The following is a 17505-nucleotide window of genomic DNA, read 5'->3' as shown; positions in this document are numbered from 1 at the left end:
GCTGTCGTCGTAGTAAGAATTGCGGTGCTCGGACGACGCGCCAGCAGTCCGCGGTCGTGAGCCTGTGGTGTCAGCCAACTTTACTGCGCGCGAGGCTAATGCCAATAGTCGGGTTCGCTATCGGGGTCGTCGAGGACAGTGTCGATTTGATCGTTTCCAAGAATCTCGTCGATGGCCTCAGCTGTGGCTGCGATGGTGGCAAAGTGCGGATCGACATCGTTGGTGATGCACCAGGCGTGGTCGGCAGGGAAGATGAAGGCGGGATCAGGGGTGTCGCCGTAAGCCCACAATGCTGGATTGGCGCTGTTCCAGTGTTCGTAGTCGGCGAGTGTGCCGCGTATGAGCCAGTAGTCGCGGTTGTGGATCTTGAAGTTCGGCGGCGGTCCAATGGTAATGGAATCCCATCCGTCCCAGATGGCGAAGTAGCATTCGTCCGGGGTGGTCGTGTGCCCAGTCAGGACGTTGAGTGCTGTTGCGACCTGCATGAGTTCGCTCGGGCTGTCTCCGTCGAATTCGATGTCGCTGGTTTTCTGTCCGGAGAATTTTGGGTCGGGGATGAACAACAGTCGCGCATACTTCTCGAAGCCGATCGGTCCACGCCGGGCAAGCCGGTACCAGGGCAAGTTCTGAAAAGCCATCCACAGCGCGGGTGTCGAATCGGCACACAGCTCGAAAGTCATTGCTGCTCTCCTCTTTCGGCAAGGGCCATATAGTCAGCCCCGCGCGTACTCGTACTCGTACCAGGGGCCGCCGAGGTGGGTGAGGGTAGTGAATCCTGCCGGTTCGGTGTCTGGGGAGTAGACCCATCCGGTGGAGGTGCTGAAAATGCCTGCGTTGCCGGCGAAATACACCTCACCCGTCGGTGAACTGCTGGCCCTTCTGATGTCGAAGGGCCCGATCTCGAAGTGCTCTCGATAGGCCCCGGGCTTGTTATGTATGGCGACTGCAATGGCCTCGAATTCGCTCCGCTCATCGAGGAACGACGTCGATGGCATCAGCGCCAGGAAGGCGAGTCCGGTGAGGACGACTGCCGGGGCCGGTACGACCCACCACGCCCATCGCTGGTCCCGACCCAGAACGTAGAGGGTGCGAATAGCCCAGACCAGACCGGTCACCAGAAATATCAGCACGCACGCCATCGCGGCGAGGAGGGGATCGAGCCACGTGTACGAACCGAAAGGGGACGGCCACCAATTCCGGTCCAGGCACACCCACACGATGACTGCGACGGTGACGAACGCCAGCAGAATTGGGCCGGGAGGCTTCGACCGAGTAGGCAGACCCGTCGGCCGGCTACCGATCCACTTGTTGATCTCCTTCATTACGGCCATCTTCGGAGCGTAGCGGGGCCGCCCAAGTGAGTGTTGTCATCGAGGTCACGAGGGCAGTCCGGAACCGTGACAAATTTCGTGTCGGGTGGCTGTCTGGCCTGCCGACTATGTACGGGGTGCCGAACCGTATGAGCAGATCGCCTCGGTACCGGTGTCGCCGACGATCCGGTCTGCTGTAGACGTACGAATCGCGGAACTGAGACGGGATACGCTGCCGACGTGTCGAGATTTATATGGTGGTTCACCGCTGTGGCCGCGTTGGCCTTCGGCGCGTTGGTGTGGACGTCGGGGTCGATGAGTGATGTGTCGTTGGAGTGCTCGAAGATCGGAGAAAGCCGGTCCTCCTATCGGTGCGAAGACCGTATCGTCGACGTAATCGGGGTGTGGCCGGTGGTCGGGCTCGGGTTGTTGCTCACAGCACCGCCGCTGGTCGCGGCAGTGGCGATGCGACAGTGGGTTTCCTGGTTGGCCGTCGCAATACTGGTGGGGGTGTCGATCATCGGGCTGATCAATTGGTCCTCGTACTGGGGAGAGCTGCTTTCCGCAGTACCCCTGGTCGTCCTCGGATCGGTTGCCGCTGCACTGCACAAGTCGCGCCCGCGCACCTCAGCCGCATGAGCGAGACGCGCGATAAGCAACCCCGGCGAGGTAGTCGTCGGGGGCTTGGCACTGCGCTCGCGGCTGTTCTGTTCCTCGTCCTCCTTGCCGGGATGCGATACGAGTGGTGGGAATACCCCTCACCCGAGGACACACTTCTCGACTTCGCAACCGTGTGGCTGGCACTTTTCGGCCTCGTCGCCACTGGCAGCGTGTGGGCAGTCAGGTTGTACAAGTACTGGACACGACATCGCAGACTGACGTGGGCAAGTGCGCTCACACCGCTGCTCGTCCTAACTACTGCTGCTGCGTTCGAACTGGTTGATCTACCCGTGCACCGGGACTTCGATCGTGCACACGGTCAGATGGAAGAACTCGCCCGAACCATGCTGCGCGACGGAAATTCTCGCCTCGCATCAACGGAGATTGACGGTGTGCAATTCTCCGTCATCTATGTTGGCGAGGACAACTGTGTGTACTTCGTAGACGGAAAGCGAAGCGATGTGATTTCGCGTCATGGCTGGATGTACACAGCGCAGTGCGCTCCTGACAAGAACACCTTGCGATCGCTGGACTCGCCCGCCGACAACTGGCTTGCTTACGAGCAAGGATCGTGAGGTCCCCAGCCTGCAAAAAAGATGTTCCCTAGCGCCAACTCGGCAGCCAAAGTTGCTGCTGCCACAGCTCCGGTGAGATCGGCATCGCGGTCAGGATCGGCCACAACCAGATGAAGTTCGCAACCACCAGGCCGACGTAGAGGCACACCAGTAGTAGCCCCGTGCCTCTACGTTCGGCGGACGCGCGTGCGCGGCCGATGATCTGCCCGAGTATCAACGCGAACCCCATCACCATGAACGGCGCCATCGCGACTGCGTAGAAGTAGTACATCTGCCGGTCGAGCGTGATGAACCATGGCAGAAATCCTGCGGCGTACCCGACGACGACTGCGGCGAATCGCCAGTCTCGCCGGACCAGGAACATCCACAAGCCCCACGCGAGCATCGGCACCGCGAGCCACCACATGGCCGGTGTGCCGATCAGCATGATGGCTTTGACGCACGACGGCGTCGAGCAGCCCTGCACCTGCTCACCGTCGGCGAAGTAGTACAGCATCGGGCGCAAGCCCATCGGCCATGTCCACGGCTTCGATTCCCATGGGTGACGGTTCCCCACCGAATTGGTGAGACCCTCGTGAAAGGTCAGTACATTGCCGCTGTAGTACCACAGTGAGCGCAGTGCATCCGGTACGAACGAGAACAGCCCACCGGTACCGATCTGATTCCCGACGGCATGGCGATCGACTCCGGTTTCGCTGGCGAACCACCCTGAGTACGCACACAAGTAGACGATCAACGGCACCACGACGAGGGCGTACAGGGACGGCCCGATGTCTCGAACTGCCGTACCGATCCAGGGCCGCGATACTCCGTTCGCGCGGCGGGCCGCGACGTCGAATCCGACACACAACAGTCCGAAGAACGCGATGAAGTACATCCCGGACCACTTGGTTCCGCAGGCGAGACCGAGCATGATCCCGGCGCCGAAACGCCACCAGCGGACACCGAGCCTCGGCCCGAATTCGCTTGCCTTGATACGTCCTTCGCTTCGTACCTTTGCCATACGTTCACGGACATCGTCTCGATCGACCACCAGGCAACCCAAAGCCGCCGTGACGAAGAACGCCAGGAAGATGTCGAGCATGCCGATGCGTGAGGAGACGAACGTGACGCCGTCGGCGATCAGTAGGACGCCGGCGATCGCGCCAACCAGCGTCGACCGCGCCATCCGCCGTACTATCCGAATCACGATCAGCACCAACAGAGTTCCGAACAGAGCCGACGAGAACCGCCAACCCCAACCGTTGTAGCCGAACAGTGCTTCCCCGGCTGCGATCAATTGCTTGCCGACAGGCGGATGCACGACGAGCCCGTAAGCGGGGTTGTCCTCGACCCCACCGCCGGTGAGCACCTGCCATCCTTGCGGGGCGTAATGCTTCTCGTCGAAGACAGGCGTACCGGCATCGGTGGGGTAACGCAGAATCGCGAAACGGGTGATGGCGGCGATGGCCGTGAGAACGAGAGTGACGATCCATCCGCGTCGCCGATCGGTATCGCGGTAATAGTCGGCCGCTGGAATGGTGGGCCCGGGACTGACGACGGGGCGCGCATCGGTCGACAGGGTCACATGCCGATCGTAGGCGGCGCAGCGGAATGCGAGAAGGTGGGTGTGGGGGATGATGGGTGCATGCTGATCCTTGCCGCAACACCCATGGGCGATGTGGGTGATGCGTCCCAGCGACTGCGCGACGCACTGGCCACGGCCGACGTCGTCGCAGCAGAAGACACCCGAAGGACCAAACAGCTGGCGAGTTCGCTCGGGGTGACCATCACCGGCAAGGTGATCAGCTTCTACGACCAGGTCGAAACTGCGCGTCTTCCGGGGCTGCTCGACGCGGTTCGCGCCGAGAAGTCGGTCTTGTTGGTCACCGACGCGGGCATGCCGTCCGTCAGCGACCCGGGGTACCGGCTGGTGGCCGCCTGCGTCGAGGCCGACCTTCCGGTCACCTGTCTGCCGGGTCCTTCCGCTGTGACCACCGCACTCGCGCTGTCCGGATTACCCGTCGAACGGTTCTGTTTCGACGGGTTCCCACCGCGCAAGCAGGGCCAGCGACGAACCTTTTTCGAGTCCTTGCGGACGGAATCGCGCGCCTGCGTGTTCTTCGAGGCGCCTCACCGTCTCGCTGCCAGTCTCGACGACGCCGTCGCAGTCCTCGGCCCGGATCGACGTGCTGCGGTCTGCAGGGAGCTGACGAAGACCTACGAGGAAGTCAAGCGCGGCACGCTCGACGAGCTGGCGGCGTGGGCTGCCGACGGGGTTCGCGGCGAGATTACCGTCGTGCTCGCCGGAGCACAGCCCGTTGCCGCAGAACCGGAAGATCTGATCGGTGAAGTAGAAGAACTGGTTGCGTCGGGGATGCGGCTCAAGGATGCATGCGCCGAGTTGGCGGTCGGCGGGGTCAGTAAACGCGAGCTGTACGAGGCAGTTCTGGATTCTCGTAAATCTGCGCAGGACACACCGTCGTAAGTTTCGGACAGGCCGTCAGCGGTGGGCCGTGGAGGTGAATTGGTAGGTGGCGGCGTCGACGATCTCCTCGGGAGTGATGGTGATTTCGTCGTTCAGCCATGCGGTGACCAGCTCGGCCAAGCCGCCGACGAACAACAGGCCGTTGATTTCTCCCTGGGGTGGTGGCCACGCTCGATCGCCGTACATTCGGGACGCTTCGTCTGCGACCATCTGAGCGAAGCCACGTAGAGCTGCGCGACGGTGGGTGCGCAGGGGCTCGAACGCAGCGGATTCGATCATCGCAACTCGTCCCTTGCGCGGATCTTCGGTGAGGATGGTGACGAATGAGGAGATGGCATTTCGTACGCGTTCTTCCAGTGTGCCGGTGCTCGCTCGAAGCGCGGCAAGTCCCGCCTCTCGAACTTCGTCGGCGATACCATCCAGGACTTTCTGTAGGAGATCGTCTCTGCCAGTGAAGCTTTCGTAGAAATATCGCTCCGTCAGCTTGGCGTGGCTGCAGATGGCAGTCATCGTGGCGCCACTTTTCCCGGTAGCTGCGAACACGTCCAATCCTGCCTCGAGCAAACTCTCGCGCCGTTGGACTGCCCGTTGGTCTGCGCTCATGCCGCCGTACCGGCGTGGCGTGGATGGAGTCATGGATTGATTTTGACAGATGCGAGCTTCGCGACGCGGAGTGAGCTTCTTCGACAGTGCGTGCTGTCGACTCAGCACCGCGCCTGTAGGAGATCAGCCGACGACCTGCTGACGCAGCCCCTCGGTCGCTGCCTCGAGGATGGTTTTGGTGCCCTTCCGGATGAGAAAACCTGGAATCGGAATCTTCGGGTCGATGGTCAGCTCGAACGCCACATGAGTGCCCTTGGCAGTCGGCGTCAACGTGTACTCGCCGTGCTGCGCCTTCTGCTGCGACCCCTCCACCAGATCCCAGCTGACAGTCGTATCGGTCCAGGTGTACTCCACGACCTGGTCGTCGTTGATTCCCAGGATCGATACTGCCATCTTGACGTGATGGGGGCGGCCGTCGTCGAAACGATCGATGACCTCGATCTTTTTGTGGACCGGCGACCACGACGGGAGCGCTTCCACATCTGCGAGAACTTCGAGCACCGCCGCGGGATCGGCATCGATATCGACATCTTTGTTCGCTGTGACTGCCATGGGGACAAGGTAACTCAGGCGGAGCGGTCCGCGACCGGAATCGAGCCATGCGAGCGCACGAAGTCACCGATCCGCTGCAGCGCGCGGTGTGCTTCCGGTAGGAAGTCCGCGACCTGGAACACGTGCACCTGATCCGCCCATACTTGGAGTTCGCAATCGACGCCCGCAGCGCCGAGCCTCTCCGTCATCAACTCGGCGTCGGCAAGGATCATCTCGGTGGACCCAGCTTGAATCAGCACCGGCGGTAACCCGCGTAGGTCTGCGTCGACGGGTGAAACCCTCGGCCCCTGTTCTCCTTCGACGACGATCCGGGCCTCGACCCTGTCTGCCAGCACAGTCAGTGGAGGCACTGCCTCGGGCGGGAAGATAGCGCATTTCGACGCGTTCTCGTGGTTGAGCTTGTTCGTCGGGTCCATGTCCGTCAACGGTGACATCGCGAAAATGCCGGCAGGCATCGGTAGATCCAACGTCTCCAACGCCAAGGTGACCATGAAGGCGAGGTAGCCACCGGCAGAGTCGCCGGCGATGAAGATCTGATCGGGGCGGTATCCCGAATCGAGAAGAAAGCGGTAGCCGTCGACGCCGTCCTCGACCGCATGAGCGATCGGATTACGGGGCATCATCCGGTAGTCGACCGAGAGCACGGGCGCACCGACATACTGCGAGATCCGCGACGTCAGCCTGCGGTGGGTATTGAGCCCGCAGCAGATGAAGGCTCCTCCGTGCAGGTACAGCACCACATTGTCGTTACGGACTCCTTCGGCACGAATCCATTCGGCGTAGCAATCGGCGAGCATGATCCGGTTGCACTGCGCACCCTTCACTGCAGGCATCAGCATGCCTGCGTAGTCGACGAGTCCCATCGGCCACGGAAGATGTGGCGCCTTGGCCCACAGTGACAAAAAGGGGCGAATCGAGAACTGCAAGCCCGTGGAAAGTGCTCGTGAGCGCAGACTGCCACCAGGCAAATCTTGCCTGCGGGGTGCGCGGTCAGGCGTCGACTGGGGCTGCCGTAGTGCGGTGAGCGCTGTGTTCATCGTCTTCGCCTCGATTCGGCAGTTGTTTGGAACTCCTACTAACGGACCTTAGCGTGTGACACATATCGCTCGAACGTAAGGTCGTGTTCGATGTCACACCGTGATCGAAACTAGGCTCAAAGGTGATCCACATGGCGCTCATGCCCGTTACTGAATCCATGTTCCTGATCGCTGAATCGCGTGAGCATCCGATGCACGTCGGAAGCCTTCAATTGTTCGTGCCACCAGGGGAACCGCATGACTTCGCACAGGAGGTCCACGACAAGTTGACGAAAGGTGAAGTTCACGAGTTGTTTCGTAAGCGCCCCGGTCGGCCCGTCAATGTCATGGGCAGCCTCGCGTGGTCACGTGAGCAGGACATCGACTTCGACTACCACGTCAGGAGAACAGTTCTGCCCTCTCCCGGGCGAATCAGAGAGCTGTTCCAGTTCCTGTCGCTCAATCACAGCACTCCTCTCGACCGGTACCGGCCGATGTGGGAAGTGCACATCATCGAAGGCCTCGCCGACGACCGCATCGCGCTGTACACCAAGGTGCATCACTCCCTCGTCGACGGTGTCTCGGCCCTGAAGTTGACGTTCAACGCTCTCAGTACCGATCCCGATGACAGAAACGGTGTCGCCACATGGGATCCGTCACTGTTCCGCGAGAAGAAACCGCGTGAAACACCGTCCGCACTCGAACGAATCACCGGCGGGTTGGCCCTAGGACGCACCATTGCCGCTTATCTCGTTGACTTTCTGCCCGCAGCAACCCGAATCGGATTGCGCGCCATGCGAAACGAAGGCGCACAGCTACCGCTGCGTGCACCCCGCACGATGTTCAACGTGCCGATCGGTGGAGCTCGACGTTTCGCGGCCGAAAGCTGGTCCCTCGAACGGATGACGAAGGTAGCCAAAGCGCGAGGTGTAACCCTGAACGACATCGTGCTCGCGATGTGCTCCGGTGCGCTGCGGTCCTACCTCATCGATCAAGAAGCTCTGCCCGAATCGCCTTTGATCGCAATGGTTCCGGTATCCCTCCGCAAGCCAGGGGAGGACAAAGGGCCCGGTAACTCGGTCTCGGTGATTCTGTGCAATCTCGGCACCCACGAATCCGACCCACTTGCCCGACTCGACGCCATCACCGACTCCACCGCCAAGGGCAAGAACATGATGCGCGAACTCAACACCCTCGAATCACTGGCAATCGGCGCAGTGACCGTGGCGCCGTTGCTGTTCGGGCCGGTACCCGGCTTCGTCAACTACACGCCCCCGCCGTTCAACGTCATCATCTCGAACGTGCCGGGCACCTCCGAGGAATTGTATTGGAACGGAGCCAAACTCGACGGTATCTACCCGGCCTCGATCGTCTGCGACGGCATGGCATTGAACATCACCGTCGCCAGCAACGGAGATTCGGTGAACTTCGGGCTCATCTGCTGCAGGCGCAGCGTCCCGCATCTGCAGCGGATGCTGACGCATCTGGAGAACTCCCTGGAGGAGTTGGAAAAGACGCTGTAGGCGGGGCGGGGGTAGGTGGCCTCCGCTGGCGCCCGCTTACCGCCGCTTGAATGGACCCGTCAAGTTATCTGATCGTATGAGTGGACCATTGAAGCGGTCGGGGTGCAGGCCGCCAGCGCCGCTTGAATGGACCCGTCAAGCTATCTGATCGTATGAATGGACCATTCAAGCGATGCGGGGGGCGGCCCGACACCTACACCTACGCCGCCACTATGTGTGCTACTTGACCTCGTATTTCGGGAAGACCGGTGATGGTGCGGGTAGAGGCGTACCTACGACGATTCGGGTGCTGATATCGGAGAATTCGTGCGCTGGGCTGCCGAGTAGTTCGAGGATGCGGGCGGCCGAGTCGGGCATGATCGGCTGCACCAGAATTGCGACGATGCGCAGCACTTCCATCGTCACGTAGAGCACAGTTGCCATGCGTGCCGGGTCCGTTTTGCGCAGTACCCATGGCTCCTGCTGCGAGAAGTAGCGGTTGGTCTCGCCGAGAACCGACCAGATCGCTTCGACGGCCGAATGCAGTGCCTGCACGTCGAATTCGCGTCGGCAGATCTCGAGCAGTTCGTCTGCGCGTGCCAGCATCGCGGAGTCTTCGGCGGTGAATTCGCCCGGTGTGGGCACCACGGCATCACAGTTCTTGGCGACCATTGTCAGCGAACGCTGCGCCAGGTTGCCGAGTTCGTTCGACAGGTCGGCGTTCATTCGCGTCACGATCGCCTCGGCGCTGTAGCTCCCGTCCTGGCCGAACGAGACCTCGCGCAACAGGAAGAAACGGAGTGAATCGAGTCCGAACTCCTCGACCAATGCGAAGGGGTCGACGACGTTTCCGACCGACTTGGACATCTTCTCGCCCTTGTTGTTCAAGAAGCCGTGGACGAACACCCTCTTGGGCAGTTCGACACCGGCGGACATCAGGAACGCAGGCCAGAACACGGTATGGAAACGCGTGATGTCCTTGCCGATGATGTGAAGGTCTGCGGGCCAATACTTCTGGTACTTCGCCGACTCGGTGTCCGGGTAGCCGACGCCGGTGATGTAGTTGGTCAAGGCGTCGACCCACACGTACATCACGTGCTCGGGATCGTTCGGTACCTGGATGCCCCAGTCGAACGTCGTCCGAGAAATCGACAGATCTCGCAGTCCGCCCTTGACGAAGTTGACGATCTCGTTGCGGCGCGAGACAGGTGCGATGAAGTCGGGCTGCGCGTCGTAGAGCGCGAGGAGCTTGTCCTGATATGCCGACAGACGGAAGAAGTACGACGCTTCCTCGGTCCACTCGACAGGAGTGTTCGTTTCGGTGGCGACGCGGGTGCCGTCGTCGGCGACTGTGGTCTCGGCCTCGGTGTAGAAGGCCTCGTCGCGAACGGAGTACCAACCGGAGAACGCGTCGAGGTAGATGTCGCCGTTGGCCTCCATGCGCCTCCACAGCTCCTTGCTGGCGGCGTGGTGGTCTTCGTCGGTGGTGCGGATGAACCGGTCGTGGGAGATGCCGAGGGCCTTGTCGAGCTCCTCGAAGGCATCGGAGTTGCGTGCAGCGAGATCGACGACGTCGATGCCTTCTTTGACGGCCGTCTGCTGCATCTTCAGACCGTGTTCGTCGGTTCCGGTCAGAAACATGACGTCGAAACCGTCGAGTCGCTTGAATCGGGCGATCACATCCGTCGCGATGTACTCGTAGGCGTGTCCGATGTGCGGAACGCCGTTCGGGTACGCGATAGCAGTTGTGACGTAGAAGGAGGGCCGTGAGGCATCAGCTGGCGCAGTCATGGTTCGCCTACTCTATCGGCGTGAGCAAAGACCGTCCTGCACCACCATTGCCCGAGCCGCTCGGCCACCTCGTCGACGCCCATACCCACCTTGACGCATGCGGTGCCGTCGATGCGGCCAGTGTGGCTGCCATCCTCGACCGAGCCGAGTCAGTAGGCGTTTCTCGCGTGGTGACCGTTGCCGACGACCTCGCTGCCGCACACTTCGCCGTCGACGCTGCTCATTGGGATCGGCGAGTGTGGGCGGCCACGGCGATACATCCGACGCGAGCCAACGTGCTCGACGAGACGACCCGTAGCGAAATCGAGCAGCTTTCTGCGGATCCTCGGGTCGTTGCGGTGGGGGAGACCGGCCTGGACTACTACTGGCCCGGCAAACTCGACGGCTGCGCGACGGTCGAGGAACAGCACGAGGGATTTCGCTGGCACATCGATCTGGCAAAGCGGCTGCACAAGCCACTGATGATTCACAATCGCGAGGCCGACGACGATCTGCTGGCGGCCCTGAAGTCCGAAGGCGCCCCCGAGACCGTGATCTTCCATTGCTTCTCCTCGGGGCCGGAAATGGCGAGGGCCTGCATCGACGCGGGGTACGTGCTGAGCCTGTCCGGGACCGTCAGTTTCAAGAACGCTCACGCTTTGCGGGAAGCGGCGGCACTGATCCCGGATGCGCAGTTGCTGGTGGAAACCGACGCTCCCTTTCTGACACCCCATCCGTACCGCGGGGCCCCGAACGAGTCCTACTGCCTGCCGTACACCGCTCGGGCGCTCGCGGAGATCCGGGGTCAGGACCCTGGGGAGCTTGCCGCCCACGTCACGGCCAATGCGGAACGGGTGTACTCGCTCCCGTCTGGGCAGTAGCGGAAAGCCACAACGCGGCGCTGATTGCAACCGGCTGCTTACTTGGGTTGCGAGATATCCACCAATTCGTTACCGTACCGTGACCGACCGCCGGGCGTTTCGAACCGAAGGTAACGCTCCAGAATCCAGGAATCGCTTGTGTCTAGTATTGCCCGCCTTAACTCCACCAGGTCTTTGACCTTCTACCTGGTGGTCGCCGCGCTGCTGGCGACGTTGATCGTCGGGGGCGTCACCGCCGTCGCTCGTCACAAAACCGTGACAATCGACGTCGATGGCGAGATGATCACGCTCAGCACGATGACGTCCGACGTCAACGGCGCGTTGGGCGCGGCTGGATACGAACCGAGTGACAAGGATCTGGTAGTGCCTTCCGGCGATTCGTCGCTGTCCGACGGCGAGACGGTCGTCCTCCGGCGCGCTCGTGAACTGAGCGTGACGGTGGATGGCCAACCCCGAGCCGTCTGGACCACAGCATTGACGGTCGACGAAGCTCTTTCGCAGATGGATCTGGCTCAGGACGTGCACGTTTCCGCTTCGCGCGGTGAGCGACTGCCACTGGAAGGCACGTCGCTGGAAATCGCACTGCCCAAACAGGTCTCGCTCGTCGACGGAGCTGCTCCGGCTGCACCGGTGACACTGGCGGCACCTACCGTCCGGGAACTGCTCGAGCAGGCAGGCGCGCCACTCCAAGAAGCCGACACGGTTGTCCCTGCACCCGACGAGATCGTCACCGAAGGCGCGTCGATCATCGTCACCCGAGATCGAACCGAGACCAAGTCCGAAACCGCCGATGTAGCGCCACCCGAGCAGCGCATCGAGGACCCGACGATGAACATGAGCCGCACCGTCCTCGAGAATCCCGGCGCACCCGGCATCTCCGACATCACCTGGGCGATCAACACCGTCAACGGCAAGGAAGTCGGCCGCGAAAAGGTAACCGAGACCGTCAAGGTTCCGGCGCAACCGAAGATAGTTCGAGTCGGTGCCAAGCCGGGCACCGAGGTCCCGCCCGTCGAGAACGGCAGCACCTGGGACGCACTCGCACAATGTGAAGCAACAGGTAACTGGGCCATCAATACCGGCAACGGATTCTTCGGTGGAGTGCAGTTCGACCAGAACACCTGGGAGCGCCAAGGCGGCCTCAAATACGCGCCCCGCGCCGACCTTGCGAGCCGCGAAGAGCAGATCGCCATCGCTTCGGTGACGCAGAAGTCCCAGGGATGGGGAGCGTGGCCTGCGTGCACCTCCCGCCTCGGCTACCGATGACAGGTGCGTAGAGTTTTCACAGTGCAAGAACATGTGAGGGAACCCGCGGCGCTGCTAGGGCCTGCGGAGGTGCGATCTCTCGCCGCCGAGTTGGACGTGCGTCCTACCAAGCAACTCGGCCAAAACTTCGTGCACGACGCCAATACGGTGCGACGCATTGCGGCCGCAGCCGACATCTGTGGCAGCGATACGGTCCTCGAGGTCGGGCCTGGTCTGGGCTCATTGACGCTGGCCCTGCTCGACGTCGCAGACGCCGTCATTGCCATCGAGATCGATCCGAAGTTGGCATCACGGCTGCCGCAGACAGTTGCCGAGCGAGCACCGTCGCTGGCCGACCGACTCACCGTCGTCGAATATGACGCGCTGAGAATCAAGGCTGCCGACATTCCAGGTGAGCCGGCTGCCCTCGTCGCGAATCTTCCCTACAACGTAGCGGTTCCGGTTCTGCTGCACCTGTTTTCGGAACTGCCGTCGCTCCGTACCGCTTTGGTGATGGTTCAGGCAGAAGTAGCCGATCGGCTCGCCGCAGACCCCGGCAACAAGATCTACGGCATCCCCAGCGTCAAGGCAGGCTTTTTCGGAACCGTCAAACGCGCAGGATCCGTCGGGCGTTCGGTATTTTGGCCGGTGCCGAAAGTGGAGTCCGGGCTGGTACGGCTCGATCGGTACGCAGAGCCACCGTGGTCCATGGACGACGCCCATCGACGTGCCGTGTTCGCCGTCATCGACGCCGCATTCGCGCAACGTCGCAAAACCCTCCGTGCAGCACTCAGCGGTTGGGCCGGCTCGCCCGTCATCGCGGAACGCCGGTTACGCGAAGCCGGGATCGACCCATCTGCTCGCGGGGAAACTCTCGACGCCGCTGCCTACGTGCGGTTGGCGGCAACCGAAGCCTGAGGTGTCGGGATTGCTCGGTCCAGATCGCTCCGTTCCAGATCGCTTCAATGGTCCACTCATACGATCAGATAACTTCAGTGGTTCATTCAAGCGCAGGAGGAGTCGGCTTCAGCGCGCCCAGGCCCGTCACACTCCGTCAGCACCCGCTCGGTACCGACGGCTGAGCATTGTGTGTCGCTCCGCGAGCACTCGGCACTCGTCGGCGAGTTGCGGCGGATCGAGGACCGTGAAGTCCGTGTCGAAGGCGGACAGCCATCGAGCGATCGACGGTAGTGAATCTCCGGCCAACGCGATGATGCAGGTCTCGTCGCTCTCGGACTCGAGGGTGCCCCATTCCGCGTCGACCATCGGTGCAATCGTCTCGATCGGTGAGTGCAGCCGTATCCGTGCCTGCACCTGAGCGAGTGCACGGTCGATTCCCCGTGCGACGAATGCCGCTGCCCCGCCGTCGGGCAATTCTCGTGGGGTGAAGCGCGGACCCGTCAGGATCTTCGGTTGGAGTCGATCGACGCGGAACGATCGCCAGTCCTGACGGAACAGGTCCCAGCCGAGCAAGTACCACCGCGAGCCCGCCCGCACCAGGCTGTACGGCTCCACCTCGCGCCTGGTCTCGGTCCCGTCGTGGCTGCGGTAATCGAAGCGCAGTCGTTCCTGGCCATGGCACACACCCGCAACTGCCGACAACACCGCAGCGTCGACGGCGGATCGTGCAGCTGGACGATCTACGACGTCGATGCGCAGGGCGTCGAGTCGGTGCCGAATGCGCGACGGCATAACCTGGCGCAACTTGGTCAGCGCGCGCAACGACGCCTCTCCGATGCCCGCTACCGAGCCGCCGGCCGCCGATTGGAGTCCGAATGCCACTGCGAGTGCTTCGTCGTCGTCGAGTAGCAGGGGAGGCATTTCGGCACCCGCACCCAGCTGATAGCCGCCGCCAACGCCGGCGGTGGCGTGGACCGGGTATCCGATCTCGCGGAGCTTGTCCACATCGCGTCTGACCGTGCGCGGGGTGACGTTCAGTCGGTCCGCGAGGTCGGCTCCTGCCCAGTCACGTCGTGTCTGGAGCAGAGACAGCAACTTCAGAAGTCGTGCCGAGGTTTCCCGCATACCTCGATAATGGCAGCAATTGCGGACCGATACTGTCCGCGGTCGGGGTGACCGGGGAGTTAGGACGGCCACACGAATGTGGGGTACCACGATTTCTCCACTACTGTTGACCCTCGTGCTCTCAGTCGTCCCCAGCCCCGTAGTCGTCAGGGCTCCGTCCAAGGTGAATCTGCACCTCTCGGTCGGTGACCTGCGCGAGGACGGCTACCACGAGCTCACCACGGTGTTTCAGGCGCTGTCGTTGGCCGACGAAGTTTCGGTAGTGCCGGCTCGCGCGTTACGCGTGAGTGTTCGCGGCGATGATGCGCGGTCGGTTCCGACCGACGAGCGCAATCTGGTGTGGAAGGCAGCGGTGCTACTTGCCGACGCCGTCGGACGTGAGCCGGGCGTCGAGATCACCATCGACAAGGGCATCCCGGTGGCCGGCGGTATGGCTGGTGGGAGCACGGACGCAGCGGCGACGCTCGTCGCGCTCAACGCCCTGTGGGATCTGGATCTCTCCCGAGCGGAGTTGACCGACCTGGCTGCCAAGCTCGGCAGCGATGTTCCGTTCGTATTGCACGGCGGAACTGCGATGGGTACCGGCCGAGGGGAGAAGCTCCTTCCGATCCTCTCGCGCAACACATTCCATTGGGTACTCGCCTTGGCCAAGGGCGGACTGCAGACCCCTGCCGTGTTCGCCGAGTTGGACGAGCTGCGCGCCAAAGGAAACCCGCCGCGTCTCGGTGAGCCAGAGGCTCTGATGCATGCGCTCGCGACGGGTGATGCGAATGCGCTTGCGCCGCTTCTCGGTAACGATCTGCAGGCTGCTGCGGTATCGCTGCTTCCGCAACTGCGCCGCACCTTGCGCGCAGGGGTGAACGCCGGCGCTCTGGCCGGGATCGTCTCCGGGTCCGGTCCCACGTGCGCTTTTCTGTGTGCTGACGCTGATACCGCAGTGTCGGTCAGTGCTGAACTATCCGGTGCGGGTGTCTGCCGCACCGTGCGTGTCGCGAGTGGCCCGGTTCCCGGCGCTCGCGTGGTAACTAGTGAATCGATTGGTTTCTCCTGATGGTCAATCTCGTCAATCTCGAAAACGTCTCCAAGTCTTTCGGCGTCAAACCGCTGCTCGACGGAGTGTCCCTCGGAGTGCAGGAGGGCGAACGCATCGGCATGGTCGGCCTCAACGGTGGTGGTAAGACCACCACGCTCGAGGTTCTCGCCGGCATCGAGCCGCCCGACTCGGGGCGGGTCAGTCGGGTCGGCGGGCTGCGGATGGCCGTCGTCACCCAGCGCGGTGTGCTGCCTCCGGGCTCGACCGTCGGGCAGGTCGTTCTCGATCCGCTCGGCATGGCCGAGCACGAGTGGGCGGGCGACTCACGCGTACGAAACATCCTGACCGGCATCGGTATTGCCGACCTCGGTCCTATCGGTAGCTCGGGGCTCGACGCGTCCATCGACAACCTGTCCGGCGGTGAGCGCCGAAGAGTCGCGCTGGCGGCGGCGCTCGTCCAGGATCTCGACCTGTTGGTGCTCGACGAGCCGACCAACCATCTCGACGTGGAAGGCGTGCAGTGGCTCGCCGCGCATCTGGTTTCGCGTCGGAGCGCGCTCGTCGTCGTCACTCACGATCGTTGGTTCCTCGATACGGTGGCGAACCAGACGTGGGAGGTCGTCGGCGGCGGCGTCGAAACCTACGAGGGTGGATACAACGACTGGGTGTTCGCTCGTGCCGAGCGCAGCAGGCAGGCCGATGCTTCCGAGGAGCGTCGACGCAACCTGGCGCGTAAAGAGTTGGCGTGGCTGCGTCGCGGCGCACCGGCCAGAACCTCGAAGCCCAAGTACCGGATCGAAGCGGCCGAAGCGTTGATCGCCGACGTGCCTGCGCCGCGCGACTCCGTTGCCTTGGCGTCGTTCGCACAGCGTCGACTCGGCAAGGTCGTCATCGAACTGGAAGATGCACGACTCGAAACTCCGGACGGCCGTGAACTGGTTCGCGACTTCACCTGGCGCCTGGCTCCGGGGGAACGAGTGGGTCTGGTAGGGGTCAACGGTTCCGGTAAGACCACGCTCCTGCGCACCCTTGCCGGTGAGTTGGAACCCGCCGTCGGCAAGCGTATTCAAGGTCAGACCGTCAAGATCGGTTGGCTCAAGCAAGAATTGGACGATCTGCCCAAGAAGCTGCGAGTTCTCGACGCAGTCAAAGAGGTAGCTGAGCGAATCACCCTGGGCGACAAAGAGGTATCGGCGGGCCAGCTCGCCGAACGTCTGGGGTTCACCCCTGCCCGTCAGCGGACTCCAGTCGGTGATCTGTCCGGCGGCGAGCGTCGACGGTTGCAGCTCACACGGGTATTGATGGCGGAGCCCAACGTGCTGTTGCTCGACGAGCCCACCAACGATCTCGATATCGACACACTGCAACAGCTCGAGGACCTGCTCGACGGTTGGGCAGGCACCATGGTGGTCATCAGTCACGACCGGTACCTCATCGAGCGGATCTGTGACTCGACCTGGGCGCTGTTCGGTGATGGCAAGCTCACCAATCTCCCCGGTGGCATCGAGGAGTACTTGCGTCGTCGCGCGGTGATGGCGGCCGAGGCCACACCGGATTCGCTCACCACCGGCGGTGTCGTCAAGACCGCGGTGCGTGACGCCGGATCCGAGAGGGCTGCTCGTAAGGAGCTCAGCAAGCTGGAGAAGTCCGTCATTCGTTTGTCGAAGAGGGAAGCGGAGCTGCACGCCGAACTGGCCGAGGTGGCCACCGATCCGGGCAAGCTGGTGGCATTGGACACCGAGCTCAAGCAGGTGGTGGCGGACAAGGACGTCGCCGAGGAGCGTTGGATGGAGCTGGCCGCCGAGCTGGAGTGACCTGCACATGATGGCGGTGTTCGACGGCAGTAGGTACTTTCGATAGCAGGAC

The 17505-nt window shown here is 62.5% G+C and carries 17 protein-coding genes; 9 read left to right on the top strand and 8 right to left on the bottom strand.

Features of this window, described 5'->3' with window-relative positions; translation table 11 throughout:
- Window positions 1-95: 95 nt before the first annotated feature.
- Both ABIB36_RS00240 and ABIB36_RS00235 read right to left on the bottom strand, forming a co-directional pair.
- The gene (locus ABIB36_RS00240) at window positions 96-680 is read right to left on the bottom strand and encodes a hypothetical protein (protein WP_354558847.1); all 585 of its coding nucleotides are present in this window, start codon (window positions 678-680) and stop codon (window positions 96-98) included.
- 33 nt (window positions 681-713) lie between these two features.
- Window positions 714-1331, bottom strand: a complete 618-nt coding sequence (locus tag ABIB36_RS00235; RefSeq protein ID WP_354558846.1) for a DUF1109 domain-containing protein — start codon at window positions 1329-1331, stop codon at window positions 714-716.
- A gap of 219 nt (window positions 1332-1550) precedes the next feature.
- Here ABIB36_RS00235 and ABIB36_RS00230 point away from each other — a divergent pair, with 219 nt between their 5' ends.
- Entirely contained in the window at window positions 1551-1949 is a 399-nt protein-coding gene (locus ABIB36_RS00230; RefSeq protein WP_247596171.1) for an ABC transporter permease, read from the top strand.
- Window positions 1946-2545: a hypothetical protein gene (locus ABIB36_RS00225; protein WP_136169726.1), complete on the top strand. Its 600-nt coding sequence runs from the start codon at window positions 1946-1948 to the stop codon at window positions 2543-2545. The genes ABIB36_RS00230 and ABIB36_RS00225 overlap by 4 nt, the downstream gene beginning before the upstream one ends.
- Window positions 2546-2573: 28 nt before the next feature.
- Here ABIB36_RS00225 and ABIB36_RS00220 read toward each other — a convergent pair whose 3' ends face one another.
- The gene (locus ABIB36_RS00220) at window positions 2574-4112 is read right to left on the bottom strand and encodes a dolichyl-phosphate-mannose--protein mannosyltransferase (protein WP_084347878.1); all 1539 of its coding nucleotides are present in this window, start codon (window positions 4110-4112) and stop codon (window positions 2574-2576) included.
- 60 nt (window positions 4113-4172) lie between these two features.
- Here ABIB36_RS00220 and rsmI point away from each other — a divergent pair, with 60 nt between their 5' ends.
- Window positions 4173-5012, top strand: coding sequence for a 16S rRNA (cytidine(1402)-2'-O)-methyltransferase (gene rsmI, locus ABIB36_RS00215; RefSeq protein WP_084348077.1), 840 nt, complete (start codon window positions 4173-4175; stop codon window positions 5010-5012).
- A 15-nt stretch (window positions 5013-5027) separates the two neighbouring features.
- On the opposite strand, the gene ABIB36_RS00210 is transcribed toward rsmI, so the two are convergent.
- From ABIB36_RS00210 to ABIB36_RS00200, 3 genes are all read right to left on the bottom strand, one after another.
- Window positions 5028-5648: a TetR/AcrR family transcriptional regulator gene (locus ABIB36_RS00210; protein WP_084348078.1), complete on the bottom strand. Its 621-nt coding sequence runs from the start codon at window positions 5646-5648 to the stop codon at window positions 5028-5030.
- A gap of 90 nt (window positions 5649-5738) precedes the next feature.
- Window positions 5739-6167, bottom strand: a complete 429-nt coding sequence (locus tag ABIB36_RS00205) for an SRPBCC family protein (protein ID WP_084347879.1) — start codon at window positions 6165-6167, stop codon at window positions 5739-5741.
- Window positions 6168-6181: 14 nt separating this feature from the next.
- Complete coding sequence (locus ABIB36_RS00200) at window positions 6182-7204, bottom strand: alpha/beta hydrolase (RefSeq protein WP_256895771.1); 1023 nt, start codon at window positions 7202-7204, stop codon at window positions 6182-6184.
- Window positions 7205-7335: 131 nt separating this feature from the next.
- On the opposite strand from ABIB36_RS00200, the gene ABIB36_RS00195 reads away from it, so the two are divergent.
- Entirely contained in the window at window positions 7336-8706 is a 1371-nt protein-coding gene (locus ABIB36_RS00195) for a WS/DGAT/MGAT family O-acyltransferase (protein ID WP_354558845.1), read from the top strand.
- Window positions 8707-8925: 219 nt separating this feature from the next.
- On the opposite strand, the gene metG is transcribed toward ABIB36_RS00195, so the two are convergent.
- Window positions 8926-10476, bottom strand: coding sequence for a methionine--tRNA ligase (metG, locus tag ABIB36_RS00190; RefSeq protein WP_354558844.1), 1551 nt, complete (start codon window positions 10474-10476; stop codon window positions 8926-8928).
- A gap of 20 nt (window positions 10477-10496) precedes the next feature.
- Here metG and ABIB36_RS00185 point away from each other — a divergent pair, with 20 nt between their 5' ends.
- From ABIB36_RS00185 to rsmA, 3 genes are all read left to right on the top strand, one after another.
- Window positions 10497-11336 (top strand): TatD family hydrolase, encoded by an 840-nt coding sequence (locus ABIB36_RS00185; RefSeq protein WP_084347883.1) that lies wholly within the window; start codon window positions 10497-10499, stop codon window positions 11334-11336.
- Window positions 11337-11474: 138 nt separating this feature from the next.
- On the top strand, window positions 11475-12602 hold the full coding sequence (locus ABIB36_RS00180; RefSeq protein ID WP_084347884.1) for a resuscitation-promoting factor: 1128 nt from the start codon (window positions 11475-11477) through the stop codon (window positions 12600-12602).
- 21 nt (window positions 12603-12623) lie between these two features.
- On the top strand, window positions 12624-13499 hold the full coding sequence (gene rsmA, locus ABIB36_RS00175; RefSeq protein WP_084347885.1) for a 16S rRNA (adenine(1518)-N(6)/adenine(1519)-N(6))-dimethyltransferase RsmA: 876 nt from the start codon (window positions 12624-12626) through the stop codon (window positions 13497-13499).
- A 126-nt stretch (window positions 13500-13625) separates the two neighbouring features.
- Here rsmA and ABIB36_RS00170 read toward each other — a convergent pair whose 3' ends face one another.
- Window positions 13626-14606, bottom strand: a complete 981-nt coding sequence (locus tag ABIB36_RS00170) for a helix-turn-helix transcriptional regulator (RefSeq protein ID WP_354558843.1) — start codon at window positions 14604-14606, stop codon at window positions 13626-13628.
- Window positions 14607-14721: 115 nt separating this feature from the next.
- On the opposite strand from ABIB36_RS00170, the gene ABIB36_RS00165 reads away from it, so the two are divergent.
- Both ABIB36_RS00165 and ABIB36_RS00160 read left to right on the top strand, forming a co-directional pair.
- Window positions 14722-15657, top strand: a complete 936-nt coding sequence (locus ABIB36_RS00165) for a 4-(cytidine 5'-diphospho)-2-C-methyl-D-erythritol kinase (RefSeq protein ID WP_084348079.1) — start codon at window positions 14722-14724, stop codon at window positions 15655-15657.
- On the top strand, window positions 15657-17453 hold the full coding sequence (locus tag ABIB36_RS00160) for an ABC-F family ATP-binding cassette domain-containing protein (RefSeq protein ID WP_084347887.1): 1797 nt from the start codon (window positions 15657-15659) through the stop codon (window positions 17451-17453). Before ABIB36_RS00165 ends, ABIB36_RS00160 begins: the two co-directional genes overlap by 1 nt.
- Window positions 17454-17505: the final 52 nt, after the last annotated feature.

The organism is Rhodococcus sp. UYP9, assembly GCF_040547235.1.
Classification (GTDB): Bacteria; Actinomycetota; Actinomycetes; order Mycobacteriales; family Mycobacteriaceae; genus Rhodococcoides.
This window is presented reverse-complemented; position numbering and strand designations above follow the sequence as displayed.